Here is a 15,754-nt window from a genome sequence, read left to right on the forward strand (position 1 = left end):
TCGAGCGGCTGGTGGAGGAGCTGGCCCCGGCCCGCTCCATGGCCAGGCACCCGCTCTTCCAGGTCATGCTGGCGGTGCAGAACGTTCCCGAGGCCTCGTTCGACCTGCCGGACCTGGAGGTCGAGGGCCGGCCCTTCGAAGTCTCCCTGGCCAAGTTCGACCTCGACCTCCACGTGGAGGAGCGTTTCGACGGCCAGGACAGGCCGGCCGGTCTGAACGGCGGGATCACGTACGCCTCCGACCTCTTCGACAAGGCCACGGCCGAGACTCTCGCCACCCGGCTCGTCCACGTCCTGCGCACGGCCGCGGCCGACCCGCACCTGCGCCTGAGCGCGCTCGCGGCCCTCGACGCCGCCGAGCGGCGGCGGATCCTGACGGAGTGGAACGACACGGCACGTACGGAACCCGCCGCCACCGTGCCCGAGCTGTTCACCGCGCAGGCCGCCCGCACCCCCGACGCCGTCGCGGTGGTCGGCGGGGGCGAGCGGCTGACGTACGCGCAGCTCGACGCGGAGTCCAACCGCCTCGCCCGATACCTCGTCGACCGCGGCGTGCGCCCCGAGTCCGTGGTGGCGGTGGTGATGGACCGCTCGCCCCAGCGGATCGCCGTGCTGCTCGCGGTGCTGAAGGCCGGGGGCGCCTACCTGCCGATCGACCCGTCGTACCCCACCGCCCGCATCGGTCTCATGGTGGCCGCCGCTGCCCCGGTCGCCGTGGTCACCACCGCGGCCCGCGCCGACCGGGGCGATCCGGGCCCCGACGTGATCATCCTGGACGACCCGGCGGTACGAGCGGCGGTGGCCGGCCGGGACGGCGGCCCGCTCACCGGGCGGGACCGCACCGCACCGCCCCGCCCCGACCAGGCCGCCTACGTCATCTACACCTCGGGCTCCACCGGCGCCCCCAAGGGGGTCACGGTCACCCACCGGGGAATCGACCGCCTCGTACGCCCGGCCGCGTACGCCGGTGTCCGTCCCGGCGACGTCGTGGCGCACCTCGCCTCCGTGTCGTTCGACTGCACCACCTTCGAGATGTGGATCGCACTGGTCAACGGGGCGACGCTCGCGGTCGGACCCGCAGGGACGCCGTCCGTGGCAGCCCTCGGCCGCTTCCTGACCGAGCACCGGGTCACCGTCGCGGTGCTGCCCACCGGGCTGCTGCACCAGGTGGTGGACATCGACGTCGAGGTGCTGCGGGGCGTCCGCAGCCTCCTCACGGGCGGGGACGTGCTCTCGGTGCCGCACTGCAGGGCCCTGCTCGAAGCCCTGCCCGACACGAGGCTCGTCAACGGCTACGGCCCTACGGAGAGCACCACCTACACCCACACCCACCCGGTCACCGGAGCCGACGTCGCTGACGGGGGAGACATCCCCCTCGGGCGCCCGCTGGCCGACACCCGCGCGTACGTGCTGGACGAGCGGCTGGCCCCGGTGCCCGCGGGGGTGCCGGGAGAGCTGTACCTGGCCGGCGCGGGGCTCGCCAGGGGCTACCTGGGCCGTCCCGCGCTGACCGGTGAGCGGTTCGTGGCCTGCCCGTTCGAGGAGGCGGGAGCGCGGATGTACCGCACCGGAGACCTGGTGCGCTGGGACCGCTCCGGCAGGCTCGGGTTCGTGGGCCGCACGGACGACCAGGTGAAGATCAGCGGTTTCCGTGTCGAACCCGCCGAGGTGGAGGCCGTGCTTGCCGCCCACGAGCTGGTCGCCCAGGCGGTGGTCGTCGCCCGCGAGACCGGCCCCGGGGGCAAGCGCCTCAACGGATACGTGGTGCCCCGTCCCGGCGTGACGCCAGACGCTTCCGCGGTGTCGGACACGATACGGCGGTCCCTGGCCGCGCGGCTGCCCTCGCACATGGTGCCGTCGGCCGTGGTGGTGGTCGAGCGGCTGCCGCTGACGGTGAACGGCAAGGTCGACCGCGCCGCCCTGCCCGAACCGGACTGCGCTCCCCGCGCCTCAGTGGGCCGGACGCCGGCCACCGCACGCGAGGAGCTCGTGTGCTCCGCGTTCGCCGAGGTGCTCGGGCTGCCGCGGGTCGGGAGCGACGACGACTTCTTCGTGCTCGGCGGGCACTCCCTGCTGGCGGTGCGCCTCGTCAGCCGCATCCGGACGGTCCTCGGGGTCGAGATCTCCGTACGGGCCGTCTTCGAGGAGCCGACCCCTGCGGGCCTCGCCCGGAGGCTGCCCGGAGCCGCCGGCCCCGCGCGGCCCGCGGTGACGGCCGCACCGCGTCCGCGCGAGCTGCCGCTGTCCTACGCGCAGAGCCGGCTGTGGTTCCTCGACCGGCTGGAGGGGCCCAACCACGTCTACAACATCTGCCTGCGGCTGCGGCTGTCCGGGCGCCTTGACACAGCGGCCCTGCGGGCGGCCCTCACCGACGTGGTGGCCAGGCACGAGAGCCTGCGGACCACTTTCCCCCTGGTGGGCGACCAGCCGTCCCAGCGGATCCGGCCCGTCGAGGAGGTCGCCTTCGAGCTGCCGGTCATCTCCACAGGAGCCGGGGAACTGGAGGAGCACCTTGGCCGACTCGCCGCCCACGCCTTCGACCTCGCAGCCGAACTCCCGCTCAGGGCGGACCTGTTCCGTCTGCCCCAGGGGGAGACGCCCGGCGAGGAGGAATGGGTGCTCTCCGTGGTGCTGCACCACATCGCGGGCGACGGATGGTCGATGGGCCCGTTCTGGCGGGACCTGTCGACGGCGTACGCGGCGCGGTGCGCGCGGCGTGCGCCGGACTGGGAGCCGCTGCCGGTGCAGTACGCCGACTACACGCTGTGGCAGCGGGCCCTGCTGGGCGAAGCGGACGACCAGGAGAGCGTGCTCGCCGGGCAGATGGCCTACTGGAGGGCCCGGCTCAGGGGGGCGCCCCGGGAGCTCGCCCTCCCACTGGACCGGCCACGGCCCGCGGTGGCGGGCCGCCGCGCCGGATGGGTGCCGCTGCGGATACCTGCGGAGGTCTACGCGCGGCTGGCCGAGCTGGCGCGCGACCAGGGCGTCACGCTGTTCATGCTGCTGCACGCGGCGGTCGCGGTACTGCTGTCGCGGAGCGGCGCCGGCCGGGACATCGTGATCGGCAGCCCGGTGGCCGGACGGCTTGACCAGGCCCTTGACCATCTGGTGGGATTCTTCGCCAACACCCTCGTGCTGCGCACCGACCTGTCGGGCGACCCGGACTTCGTGGAACTGCTGGGCAGGGTGCGCGCGGCCGGCATCGAGGCGTTCGAGCACCAGGACGTGCCCTTCGAGCGGCTGGTCGAGGAGCTCGCCCCGGCGCGCTCGATGGCCAGGCCCCCGCTGTTCCAGGTTCTGCTCGCGGTGCAGAACAACGCTCAGGCGGTGCCGCGGCTGCCGGGACTACGGGTGGCCGAGACCCCCGCGGGGCTGCTTTCTGCCAGGTTCGACCTGGACATCGAGGTCCACGAACGCCGGGACGAGACAGGGGAACCGGTCGGCCTCGACGGCGGAATCGTGTTCGCGGCCGAGCTGTTCGACCAGTCCACCGTGGAGAAGCTGGCGAACCGGCTGGTGCGGGTCCTCGACGCGGTCACCGCCGATCCCGCGCTGCCGGTCCACGGCATCGACCTGCTCGACGACGCGGAACGGCGACAGGTGCTCGGGGAGTGGAACGCCACCGCACGCCCCGTGCCGGACGTGACCCTCGCCGAACTCCTCAGCAGGCAGGCCGCTCGCACCCCCGACGCCGTCGCCGTGGTCGCCGAGGGAGAGAGGATCTCCTACGCCGAGCTGGAGGCGCGGACCAACCGGCTCGCCCGGCACCTGATCGCCCACGGCGCGGGCCCCGAGTCCGTGGTCGGCGTGGTACTCGACCGCTCGGCGGAGCAGGCCGTCGCACTCCTGGCCGTCGTCAAGGCCGGCGGCGCCTATCTCTCCGTCGACCCCGGCCAGCCGCTCCGGCGCATCGACCAGGTGCTCGCCGACGCCTCCCCGGGGATCGTGGTGAGCACGGACGCGCTCACCACGCGGCTGCTCGACCGCGGGACCGGGCCGGCGCGGACCCCGGCGGAGTGGATCAGGCTCGACGATCCCGCGGTGCGGGCGGCCGTGGCCGCGAAGGACGCCACGGCGGTCACCGACACCGACCGGACGACGCCGCTGCGGCCCGGCCACCCGGCCTACGTGATGTACACGTCCGGGTCCACCGGCACCCCGAAGGGCGTCACCGTCCCGCACCACGGAGTGGTCAACCAACTTGCCTGGATGCAGGAGGAGTTCCGACTGCGGGAGACGGACAGGATCGTGCAGAAGGCGTCGTTCGGGTTCGACGCCTCGGTATGGGAGATCTTCTGGCCGCTGCTGAACGGCGCGGGAATGGTCATGGCACGGCCGGGCGGGCACCGGGACCCCGGGTACCTGGCGGAGCTGATCGAGCGGGAACAGGTGACGGTCGTCCAGTTCGTCCCCTCCATGCTGCGCGCGTTCCTGGAGGACGCCGCCGCGCGGAAGTGCACCGGCCTGCGGACCGTCATATGCATCGGAGAGGCGCTTCCCGCGCCGGTGCGCGACCGCTGCCGGGCCGTGCTGGGGGTGGTGCCGCACAATCTCTACGGCCCCACGGAAGCCTCGGTCGCCGTCACCTCGTGGCCCTGCGACGCGGAACGGGACGGCGGCCACGTGCCGATCGGACGGCCCCTGTGGAACATCAGGGCGTACGTGCTCGACGAGGGGCTCAGGCCCGTGCCGCCGGGCGCGGTGGGCGAGTTGTACGTGGCCGGCGAGGGACTGGCCCGCGGGTACCTCGGGCGCCGTGGACTGACGGCCGAGCGGTTCGTGCCCTGCCCGTTCGGACCGGCGGGCGAGCGCATGTACCGGACGGGAGACCTGGCGCGGTGGGATGCCGCGGGGCGCCTCGCGTTCGCCGGCCGCGTGGACGACCAGGTGAAGATCCGCGGGGTGAGGATCGAACCGGGCGAGGTCGAGGCCGTGCTGACCGGGCACCCGCAGGTGGCGCAGGCCGCGGCCGTCGCACGGGAGGACAGCGCGGGCGGCCCGCGCCTTGTGGCCTACGTCGTACCGGACTCCGGGAACGGGGACACCCCGGACTCCGGGACCGGCGACGGGGAGGCCGGTGGCGCAGAGCCGCGACTGGCCTCGGCGGTGCGGCAGTTCGCGGCGAGCCGGCTGCCGGAGTACATGGTGCCGTCGGCGGTGACGGTGCTCGGGCGGCTGCCGGTGACCGCGAACGGCAAGCTCGACCGGGCCGCGCTGCCCGCACCGGACTACTCGGCCGCCGCAGGACGCGGCGGACGTGGCCCGGTCACGCTACGGGAGCAGCTGCTCTGCTCGATCTTCGAGCAGGTGCTCGGCGTGCCGTCCGTCGGGGCCGAGGAGAGCTTCTTCGACCTGGGCGGGCACTCCCTGATGGCGGTGCGGCTGGTCAACCGGATCCTGGCGGTCCTCGGCCTGGAGGTGCCGATGCGGGCGGTGTTCGAGGCGCCGACCGTGGCGGGGCTCCTCGCCAGGGCGGCCGAGGGCGGCGAGGCGAAGGCGGCGGACGTACTGGTGCCCCTCAGGCCGACCGGCGACCGCGCGCCGTTCTTCTGCGTCCACGCCATCATGGGGCTCGGCTGGGAGTACGGCTGGCTGGCCGACTGCGCACCCCAGCGGTACCCGTTCTACGCCCTCCGCCCCCGGGGCCTGGACGACCCCACGGCCCAGCTTCCCGCCTCGATCCCGCAGATGGCCGCCGACTACATCGCGCAGATCCGCGGCGTCCAGCCCACAGGCCCGTACCACCTGCTCGGCTGGTCCTTCGGCGGCCACGTCGCCCAGGAGATGGCCGCCCAACTTCAGGAGGCAGGCGAAGAGGTGGCGGCCCTCGTCGTCCTCGACTCGAGCCCGGTGGACGGTGATCCCACCGCAGACGTCCGGGCGGGATTCGCCGAGCAGGAGGACACCGTGGCCGAGGCGCTCACCGGTGCGGAGCATGAGGCGTACGTCCGGATCGTGCGCAACAACACGCACATCCTGCTGGCGCACCGGACGCGGAAGACCGCCGGCGACCTGCTGCTGGTCTCCGGCGACTCGGACGCCAAGGCCGGCCTGTGGCAGCCCCTGGCCTCCGGCGAGGTGCGGGAGACCACCCTCGACTGCCCACACCGGGAACTGCTGCTCAGCCCCGAGAGCGCGGGGCGTGTCTGGGGCTTCATGACGCGCGAACTGGGCCTGGCCGAGTCCGACTAGCCCCTTACAGGTTCCGGCGTCACTCGCGGACGCCGGACCGCCGCTGGGCCATCGATGAGGAGGAACCCCATGCAGGACACAGCCCCTCGCGGGGCGGGCGACACACGGACCGTGCCCGCCCCCGAGCCGTCCGGCGAACCGGCCGGCGCCGTCGCCGAGTTCGCCGGCGCCTGCGGTGTCGACGCGGAGACGGTCAAGGCCGCCGCCCGGCTGAAGGTCGCGGCCCTCGCCACCGGGGCCCCCGTCCTTCCCCCCGACGCCACCTGGCGCGACCTGGTCCGCCGCGTGGCCGCGCCCGGAGGGCGGAAGGAGGCCGACGACGCCTGGCACGGCGCGGCCGGGCAGCCCCATGTCTCCGCCGAGCGCCTGCGCGGTTACGTACGGGTCGCACTGGGCCTGCTCACCGCGTACCCCGACGAACCGCACACCGGCCACGGTCTGTTGTCCGAGGCGGAGACCGAGGAGACGATCGCCTTCTGCTCCGGTCCTGTGGAGCCGCTGCCGGGGCGTCGTTTCCACGAGTTGTTCGAGGAGAGGGCGCGCCGCCACCCCGACGCGGTGGCCGCCGTGGAGGGCGGCCGGAGCTGGACCTACCGCGAGGTGAACGAGAACGCCAACGCCATCGCCTGGACCCTGCACCGGGAAGGGGTGCGCGCCGAGGACGTCGTGGCGGTCGTGACGGACCGCACTCTGGAATGGCTCGCGGCCGTCATCGCCGTCTTCAAGGCAGGCGGCTGCTACCTGCCGCTCGAACCGCACTTCCCCGCCGGGCGGATGGCGCGCACCCTCACCAGAGCGGAGTGCCGGTGGGTGCTCGCCGACCACGGCGTCGCGCCGCTGGAGGAGGCGTTGGCCGACCAGGAGACGCGGCGCCTGTACGTCGGCGACCTCCTCGGAGCAGCCGGCCCGCGCCACGACCCCGGCCTGGCCGTCGCGGGCGACCAGCTCGCGTACATCTACTTCACCTCGGGCTCCACCGGAGAGCCCAAGGGCGCCATGTGCGAGCACGACGGCTTCCTCAACCACCTCTACGCCAAGATCGAGGACCTCGGCATCCAGGAGGGGGACGTCGTGGCGCAGACCGCGCCGCAGTGCTTCGACATCTCCCTCTGGCAGCTCGTCTCCGGACTCCTCGTGGGCGGGCGGACGCTCATCGTCGGGCAGGACGTGCTCATGGACGTCCACACGTTCACCGACACCCTGGTCGAGCACGGCGTCCATGTGGCGCAGCTGGTGCCCACGTACCTCGAACTGCTCCTCGCGACACTGGCCGAGGAGCACCGGGACCTGCCCGCCCTGCGTGTCATGGCGGTCACCGGCGAGGCGCTCAAGAAGGAGCTGGTGCGCCGCTGGTTCGATGTCCTCCCCACCGTGCCGCTGGTCAACTGCTACGGCCTCACCGAGATCAGCGACGACTGCAACCACGGCGTCATGAGCGCCCTGCCGGCTCACCGCTCCGTGCCGCTCGGCGACCCGGTGCGCAACTCGCGCGTCTATGTCATGGACGAGCAGCTCCGGCTTCTGCCGGTGGGTTTCCCCGGCGAGATCGTGGTCGCCGGCGTCTGCGTCGGCCGCGGGTACGTGAACGACCCGGAGCGTACGGCAGCGGTCTTCGGACGCGACCTCCTCCGCCCGCCGCAACGGCTCTACCGGTCCGGCGACTTCGGCCGCTGGCTGCCCTCAGGGGAGCTGGAGTACCTCGGCCGCCGCGACTCGCAGGTCAAGATCAGCGGATTCAGGATCGAGATCGGCGAGGTCGAGGACCGGCTCCTCCAGGTACCCGGCGTACGCGACGGCGCCGTGGTGGTCGCGGGATCCGCCGCGGAGCCGCAGCTCGTGGGCTACTACACCGGCGGTGACGCGCCCGATCCCGAGCAGGTCGCCAGGACGCTCGCCAGGAGCCTGCCCGCGTACATGGTTCCGCCGCGCCTCCGCCACACCCCCGAACTGCCCCTCTCGGGCAACGGGAAGATCGACAAGCTCTCCCTGACCGCTCTCGCCCAGCGGGAGCGGCAGGGCACCGGGCAGGCGCAGGGCACGGAGTTCGCCACGAGCACCGAGCGGAGGATCGCGGACCTGTGGGCGCGCGTGCTGAGGATCCCGCCCGAGCGGATCGGACGCGACTCCCGCTTCACCGAACTCGGCGGCACCTCCCTCTCCGCGATCCGCCTGTCGATCGCCCTCGACCGCAGGGTGACCGTCGCCGAACTGTGGGACACCCCCACCGTCGCGGACGTCGCCGCCCTGGTCGACCGCAAGGCCGCAGCGGCGCCCGGCACCGGGGCGCGACCGGCGCCCCAGGTACTCGCCGCTGAGCCCGGCGAGGGACCGGCCGCCTGGGCGGCCGGCCACCGGGCCGCCGTCCGCGCCGCCGTCGCCGAGTCCGGCGCCGTGCTGCTGCGCGGCGTCGGGGTGCGCACGGCCGCCGACGTCGCCGCGGTGGCGGAGGCGCTCGGGATCACCGCGATGACCGAACGCGAGGGCTTCGCCCCGCGCACCACCCATGCCCCCGGTCTCTACTCCGCGAGCCACTGGCCGTCGGACGAGCCGATGTGCATGCACCACGAACTGAGCTACGCCGCCACGGTCCCCGGCACCCTGGTCTTCGGCTGCCTCACCGCCCCGGAGCGCGGCGGCAGGACCAACGTCGCGGACTCCCAGCAGGTGCTGCAGGCCCTCCCGCCCGGTCTCGTCGCCCCGTTCGAGCGCCATGGCTGGCTGCTGACCCGCATGTACCACGACGTGGGCGTGGCGTGGCAGGAGGCGTTCGGGACCGACGACCCGGCCGAGGTGGACGCGTACTGCACCGCCTGGGGCATCGACCACGAGTGGCTGCCGGGCGGCCGGCTGCGCACCCGTCAGCGGCGCCCCGCCGTCCTGCGCCACCCCGCGACGGGCGTCCCCGGATGGTTCAACCAGATCGCCTTCCTCAACGGGCTGACGATGGACCCGGCAGTCCGCGCATACCTCACGGACGTCTACGGGCCGCAGGGCCTGCCGTTCCACACCGCGGCGGGCGACGGCACAGCCATCGACGGCGAGACCGTGGAGGCGATCAACGCCGTGTACGACCGCTGCACGGCCGGCGAGCCGTGGGGGAGCGGGGACGTGCTCGTCGTGGACAACCTCAGGATGGCCCACGGCCGGGAGCCGTTCGAGGGCGAGCGCGAGGTCGTGGTGGTCATGGGCGACGCGGTGCGGATCCCCGGCCACGACCAGCCGGGCACCGGGCATGAGCAGGCGTGAGCGGCGCCCGCCCCGGGGCCGGGCCGTGGTCGCCCCGCCCCGCGCCATGACCGCGGAACCGGGAAGCGCGGTGTCGGCGCCGTCCCACCGGGCGGCGCCGCGCGCCGTCCCCGCGTCCTTCGCCCAGGAGCGCGTGTGGTTCGCCAGCCGGATGGCGCCCGACGCGTCGGCGTACCGCATCGTGGACGAACTGGTGGTGCACGCCGAGGTGTCGGAGGCCGACCTGCGGCGTGCCTTCGCCCTGCTGGCACAGCGCCACGAGGCCCTGCGCACCGCCCTGCGGGTCGCCGACGGCCGGCTCACGCAGTACGTGCTCCCGCGGATCGGCCCGGTGCTCCGGCACGTCGACCTGACCGGTGCGGACGACGCCCGGCGGGCGGACGCCCGGCGCTCGCGCAGGGAGGAGCTGGCGCGCCGGCCCTTCGACCTGGAGCGCGCCCCCCTGTGGCGCGTGGAGCTGCTCGAACTCGGAGAGGCGGAATGGGCGGTGGTGTTCGCCGCCCACCACGTCGTCTACGACGCCGCCTCACGGTTCAACCTCCACGCGGAACTGACCGAGATCTGCGCGGCCGCCGAGCAGGGCCGGGCGCCGGACCTCCCCGAGCTGCCGCTGAGTTACACGGGCTACGCACAGGGGGAGCGCGACCGGCTCTCGCCCCGCCGACGCGCCGAACTGGCCGCGTACTGGCGTGCGCGGCTGGCCGGGATCCCGCCCGTCCACCGTCTGCCGCTCGACCGCCCGCGGCCCGCGGCCCGTACGTTCGCGGGGGACGAGGTGCGGGCCGGACTCCCGCCCGAGGTCACCGCGACGCTGCCGGGAACGGCGCGCCGGCTCGGCACCGAGCCGGTCACGCTCTGCCTCGCCGCCTACGTCGCCCTGCTGCACCGGCACTCGGGCCAGGACGACATCGTCGTCGGGCTGCCGGTGACGGGCCGCCGCCAGGCCGACGTGCTCCCCATGATCGGCACGTTCGTCAACATGCTGGTGGTGCGGGTCGACGCGGGCGGCGCCCCGTCCTTCGCCGAACTGGCCGGCCGGGTGCGGGAGGCGGTCCGGGTCGAGGAGGGCCGCGACATCCCGTTCCAGACCCTCGTCGAGCTTCTGCCCGCGCCGCGGCTGCCGGGGGTGCCGCCCCTGTACCAGCTGGCCTTCAACCACGTGCCCGCGGGCGGTGGCCCGGGGGGCTGCTCCTCGGGGACCGCCGGCTGCGAGGACGACCTGCTGCTTGAGGTCACGGCCGACACGGTACGCGTCGAGTACAACGTGGCCCTCGTCGAGCGGACCACCGCGGAAACGCTGCTCGCCGACTACCTCGCCCTCCTGGCCGCGGGGGTCCGTGCCGCGGACACCCGCCTGCCGGACCTCCCGGCCGCGCCCCGGGCGGGTGCCGCGCCGGCGCGGCACCCCGCGGGCACGGCCGTGGGCGGCGGGCCGCCCACCGGGACGGCGAAGCTGGTCGCCGACGCCTGGTGCGCCGTCCTCGGCACCGCGGTGACCGACGTCCACGACGACTTCTTCCACCTGGGCGGCCACTCGGTGCAGGCCCTGCGCATGCTGGCGCGCCTCGCGGCTGAGCACGGCGCCGAGCCGAGCGTCCAGGCGTTCTTCGCCGACCCGACGGTGGCCGGTCTCGCCACCGAACTCGAACGCAGGCGCCCGAGGAGGACGGCATGGCGGTGACGGGCAGGATCGACGGCGTACCGAGCGACATCTGGCACGAGGAGGTGCTCGCCCCGCAGTTCGCCTACGAGGCCGAGCACCTGCTGGGACACTACCTCGCCATCGAGAAGGTCCTGCTTCTCGAATACGTGCGGATGGGACTGGTGGACGCCGCGGGGGCGGCCGGAATCGCAGCAAGGCTCGACTCGCTCACCCCTGACGCCGTCCGCGCCGACCCCGAGGACAACATGTCGGACATCTCCTTCGCGGTCGAGCGGCACGTCATGTCCGGCCCGGTCCCGCCCTTCCACGCCTGGCACGTGGACCGCAGCCGCAACGACCTCCAGGTCTGCGCCCAGATGATGTCCGCCCGCGAGAACCTGACCGCCGTGGCCGCCGGCCTGGTCTCGCTCGGCCGCGCGGTGACCTCGCTCGCCGCCCGGTACGCCGACGTGCCCATGCCGGGTTACACCCACGCACAGGCCGCGCAGATCGTCAGCCCGGGGTTCTACCTCGGGGCCCTCGCTGCCGAGACCACCGCCACCCTGCGCAGGCTGCTCCACACGTACGACGAGGCCGACGCCTGCCCCCTGGGCTCGGGGACCATGGCCGGCCAGGAGCTCGCCTGGGACCGCGCACGCATGGCCGGACTGCTCGGCTTCTCCCGTGTCCAGCCGCACGCGCTCGTGGCCGTCGCCTCCCGCGGCTGGGCCCTGGCGATCGCCGGCGACCTGGCCCACTACGCGGTGGCGCTGAGCAGGTTCACCACCGACCTCATGGCCTGGGGCGGCAGTGGGTTCGGCTTCCTCGAACTCCCTGACGACCTGTCGGGGATCTCGGCGGCCATGCCGCAGAAGCGCAACTTCCCCGTGCTGGAGCGCATCCGCGGCCGGTGTGCCCAGGTCGCCGGGTGCGCCGCCGACCTCGCCGCCGGGCAGCGCAACACCGCCTACACCAACACCGTGGAGGTGTCGAAGGAGGCGGGCGGGCAGCTGCGTACCCAGTTCGACGCCATGCGCTCGGTGCTGCGGCTGACGCGTGCGGTCGTCGGCGGAGCGGTCTTCTCGGCGGACCGGATGCGCGAGGCATGCGCGGAGGAGTACCTGGGAGGCTTCACCCTCGCCAACCGGCTCACACTGGACTACGGCGTCCCCTGGCGTACGGCTCAGGTGATCTCGGGACGGTACGTCAAGCGCGCCCTGGAGAAGGGGCTGCGGCCGGCCGAGGCGGACGCCACGCTCCTGGCCGCCCTCTGCGCGCAGGAGGGGTACGAGGCCGAGGGGACCGGCGCGCTCCTCGCCGTCGCGTTTGACGTCGACGAGGGGCTGCGTGCGAAGCGGTCGGCGGGCTCGGCCCACCCTGACGAGGTGCGGGCGGCGCTCGTCGGCCAGGAGGGCGAACTCACGCGGCTCGCCGGGGAGTGGTCGCTGCGCGCACGCAGGTCCACCGACGCCGCCCGCCGACAAGACGACCTGCTGGCCGCGGCCGAGCGGCGGTCATGAGGCGGGCGGCGCTCGTCGCCCGCCGGCCGGGCGTGGACCTGCGCGAAGGCGCGGGGTGCGCCTGTGGGACCTTCGGCGAGCTGCTGCAGGGGGTGCTGCCCGGGGGCGCCGACTTCCTCGTCACCTTCCCGATCAGCCTCGGCAGCCGGGCCTGGTTCCGGTACATCCCTGACGGTCCGCTGAAGGTCTTCCCCTCCCACAAGACCAAGTCGCTGCGCCTTGCGCGGGCCATGTGCGAGGCGCAGGGCGCCGTCGGCGGCGGTTCCCTGGTCCTCGACAGCGGCCTGGCCGTGGGGAAGGGGCTCGCCAGCTCCTCCGCCGACCTGGTCGCCACCGCCAGGGCCGTGGGCGGGGCGCTCGGCTGCGACACGTCGCCCGCGGCCGTCGAGGGCTGGCTGCGTCCGATCGAGCCCACCGACGGGGTGATGCACCCGGGCATCGTGGCGTTCGAGCACCGGGCGGTCCGGCTGCGCGCGTCACTCGGCACCCTGCCCCCGGCCACGGTGGTGGCCGTGGACGAGGGCGGCCGCCTCGACACGGTGGCCTTCAACCGGCGCCCCGCCCACCGCACCCCTGCCCAGAGACACGAGTACGGGCGCCTGCTGTCGGACCTCACCGCGGCCGTCGGCGACGGCGACCTCGCCCGGGTGGGCGCCGTCGCCACGCGCAGCGCGGTCCTCAACCAGCGGCTCGCGCCCAAGCGGAACCTCGACGCCATGATCCGGATCAGCGCCGGGACCGGCGCGCTCGGCGTGGTCTGCACCCACAGCGGCACCATGCTCGGCCTCCTGCTCGACGAGGGCGACCCCGACCACCGGCACCGCCTGCCGGCCGTGGTCGCGGCCTGCTCGCGCCTGCCCGGTGCCACCACCGTCTTTCGTTCGTCCACGTCACCAGGGAGCGCGCATGCGGCATGACGACATCGTCGACGCGATAGGCAACACCCCGGTCGTGCGGCTGCGGGTGGACGCCGCCCAGGGGGTCGAGGTCTATGCCAAGCTCGAACTGCTCAACCCCTATGCGATGAAGGACCGCGTCGCCCGGCAGATGATCACGGAGGCCCGCAGGTCCGGTGCGCTCAAGGAGGGCGCGCCCATCGTGGAGAGCTCGTCCGGCACGATGGCGCTGGGAATCGCCCTGGTCGGCACCTACCTGGGGCATGCCGTGCACATCGTCACCGACCCCCGGATCGACCCGATCACCCTCGCCAAACTGGAGGCTCTCGGCTGCGAGGTCCACGTGGTGGAGGCGATGACGGGCCAGGGATGGCAGGGCGCCAGGCTCGAACGGCTCGCGGAACTCATGAACGGTATGCCCGGCGCCTACTGGCCCCGGCAGTACAGCAATCCGCAGAACCCGGCCGCGTACCGCGTGCTCGCCGACGAAGTGGTCGACGACCTGGGGACCGTGGACGTCCTGGTCGGCTCCGTCGGCAGCGGCGGCTCCCTGTGCGGCACGTCCGCGGCGCTGATCGAGCGGCTGCCCGACGTGAAGGTGGTCGGTGTCGACTGCGTCGGCAGTGTGCTCTTCGGCCAGCCCGACGCGCCGTCACGCAAGCAGAGCGGACTGGGCAACAGCCTCTACCCCGACAACATCGACTACCGCCTCATCGACGAGGTGCACTGGCTCTCGGACGACGAGGCGTTCGACGCCACCCGGCGGCTCGCCCGGGAGCAGAAGATCTTCGCAGGGAACACCTCCGGGTCGGTGTACCGGATCCTGACCCACCTCGCCGCGGAGGCGGCCCCCGGCACCCGGCTGCTGGGGATCCTGCCGGACCGCGGCGACCGCTACGTGGACAGTGTGTACCGCCACCGGCCCGCCGGGCCGGTCGCCGCCCGGCCCGTCGAGGTCCCCTACGGCACGACGGTCACCGGCTGGTCGTTCGCCTCGACCCCGCGCCGGAACCGGCCCGTCCTGGTCTTCCTTGAGTCGAACACGACGGGGACGGGCATGCTGGCCCTGCGCACAGCGGTGCGGCTCGGCTTCGAGCCTGTCCTGCTGGCCAAGGATCCGGCCCGTTACGCCGGCGTCGACGGCACCGGCTGCGTGACAGCCGTCTGCGACACCGAGAGCGACGCGGACGTCCTGGGCGCGGTACGGAAGGCGGCCGGGGCACGTACCGTCGCCGGTTCCACGACGACCAGCGACTTCTATCTTGAGGGCACCGCACGGCTGGCCGCCGCGCTCGGTCTGCCCGGCCACGCCCCGAGGACGGTGGCGGTCTGCCGCGACAAGTCGCTGACCCGCAGGGCGCTGCGGGACGCGGGGGTGCCGCAGCCGGCGTTCGCCGTGGTCGGCGACCCCGCCGAGGCGGCCGGCGCGGTCGCGTCCGTGGGCCTGCCGTGCGTCGTCAAGCCCGTGGACGGGTCCGGCTCGCAGGACGTCCTGTGGTGCGAGGAGGCCGGGGCCGCCGCGGAGCACGCCGCCCGCGTCCTGGCCGTGACCGAGAACGTACGCGGCCAGGCCACCGCCCGCAGGGTACTGATCGAACAGTACGTCCGGGGGCCGGAGTTCAGTGTGGAGATGTTCTGCGACAAGGGGGAGGCCGTCTGCGTCGGGGTGACCCAGCGCACCGCCACCGCGCTGCCGTACTTCGTCGAGACCGGCCATCTCTTCCCCGCCGCGCTGCCGTCCGCCGCCCGCGACGAACTCGCCGAGTCCGCCCGCCAGGCGCTCAAGGCGGTGGGGTTCGACCGGGGGCCCGCCCATGTGGAGGTCAGGATGACGGACACGGGCCCGGCGGTCATCGAGATCAATGCCAGGCTGGCCGGCGGCATGATCCCCGAACTGGTCCGTACGGCGACGGGGATCGACCTCGTGGAGCAGCAGGTGCGCGCCGCGGCCGGATACCCCGTGCGGCTGAGCGCGGACCGGTCCCGGCACGCGGGCATCAGGTTCCTGACCGCGCGTCGGGCGGGCCGCCTCGCGGCCGTCACCGGAACCGCGGAGGCGGAGCGCGTGCCCGGGGTCGAACGGGTGGTGACCACCGCGTCCCCGGGCCGCGCGGTACGGCCGCCGCGGGACGCCTACGACCGGCTCGGCTACGTGATCGCGAGCGGCGGGTCGGCCCTGGAGGTCGAGGAGATCCTCGACACCGCCCTGGGGCTGGTCGACGTGGTGACCGTGGAGGACTGACCTTCGGCGCCGCAACG

General features: G+C 73.9%; 6 protein-coding genes. All 6 read left to right on the plus strand.

The window, feature by feature from the left end; translation table 11 throughout:
- The first annotated feature begins 11 nt into the window (after nt 1–11).
- The 6 genes from ABEA77_RS05965 to ABEA77_RS05990 all read left to right on the plus strand — a co-directional run bounded on the left by ABEA77_RS05965 (nt 12) and on the right by ABEA77_RS05990 (nt 15,737).
- Entirely contained in the window at nt 12–6,191 is a 6,180-nt protein-coding gene (locus ABEA77_RS05965) for an amino acid adenylation domain-containing protein (protein WP_345642202.1), read from the plus strand.
- A 69-nt stretch (nt 6,192–6,260) separates the two neighbouring features.
- Nucleotides 6,261–9,437, plus strand: a complete 3,177-nt coding sequence (locus tag ABEA77_RS05970) for a non-ribosomal peptide synthetase (protein ID WP_345642205.1) — start codon at nt 6,261–6,263, stop codon at nt 9,435–9,437.
- A gap of 46 nt (nt 9,438–9,483) precedes the next feature.
- The gene (locus ABEA77_RS05975; RefSeq protein WP_345642208.1) at nt 9,484–11,118 is read left to right on the plus strand and encodes a condensation domain-containing protein; all 1,635 of its coding nucleotides are present in this window, start codon (nt 9,484–9,486) and stop codon (nt 11,116–11,118) included.
- Entirely contained in the window at nt 11,109–12,599 is a 1,491-nt protein-coding gene (locus tag ABEA77_RS05980) for an argininosuccinate lyase (RefSeq protein WP_345642209.1), read from the plus strand. The genes ABEA77_RS05975 and ABEA77_RS05980 overlap by 10 nt, the downstream gene beginning before the upstream one ends.
- Nucleotides 12,596–13,516, plus strand: a complete 921-nt coding sequence (locus tag ABEA77_RS05985) for a GHMP family kinase ATP-binding protein (protein WP_345642211.1) — start codon at nt 12,596–12,598, stop codon at nt 13,514–13,516. Before ABEA77_RS05980 ends, ABEA77_RS05985 begins: the two co-directional genes overlap by 4 nt.
- Complete coding sequence (locus ABEA77_RS05990) at nt 13,506–15,737, plus strand: pyridoxal-phosphate dependent enzyme (RefSeq protein WP_345642214.1); 2,232 nt, start codon at nt 13,506–13,508, stop codon at nt 15,735–15,737. Before ABEA77_RS05985 ends, ABEA77_RS05990 begins: the two co-directional genes overlap by 11 nt.
- Nucleotides 15,738–15,754: the final 17 nt, after the last annotated feature.

The sequence above is a fragment of the Streptomyces tremellae genome (assembly GCF_039540215.1).
Classification (GTDB): domain Bacteria; phylum Actinomycetota; class Actinomycetes; order Streptomycetales; family Streptomycetaceae; genus Streptomyces; species Streptomyces tremellae.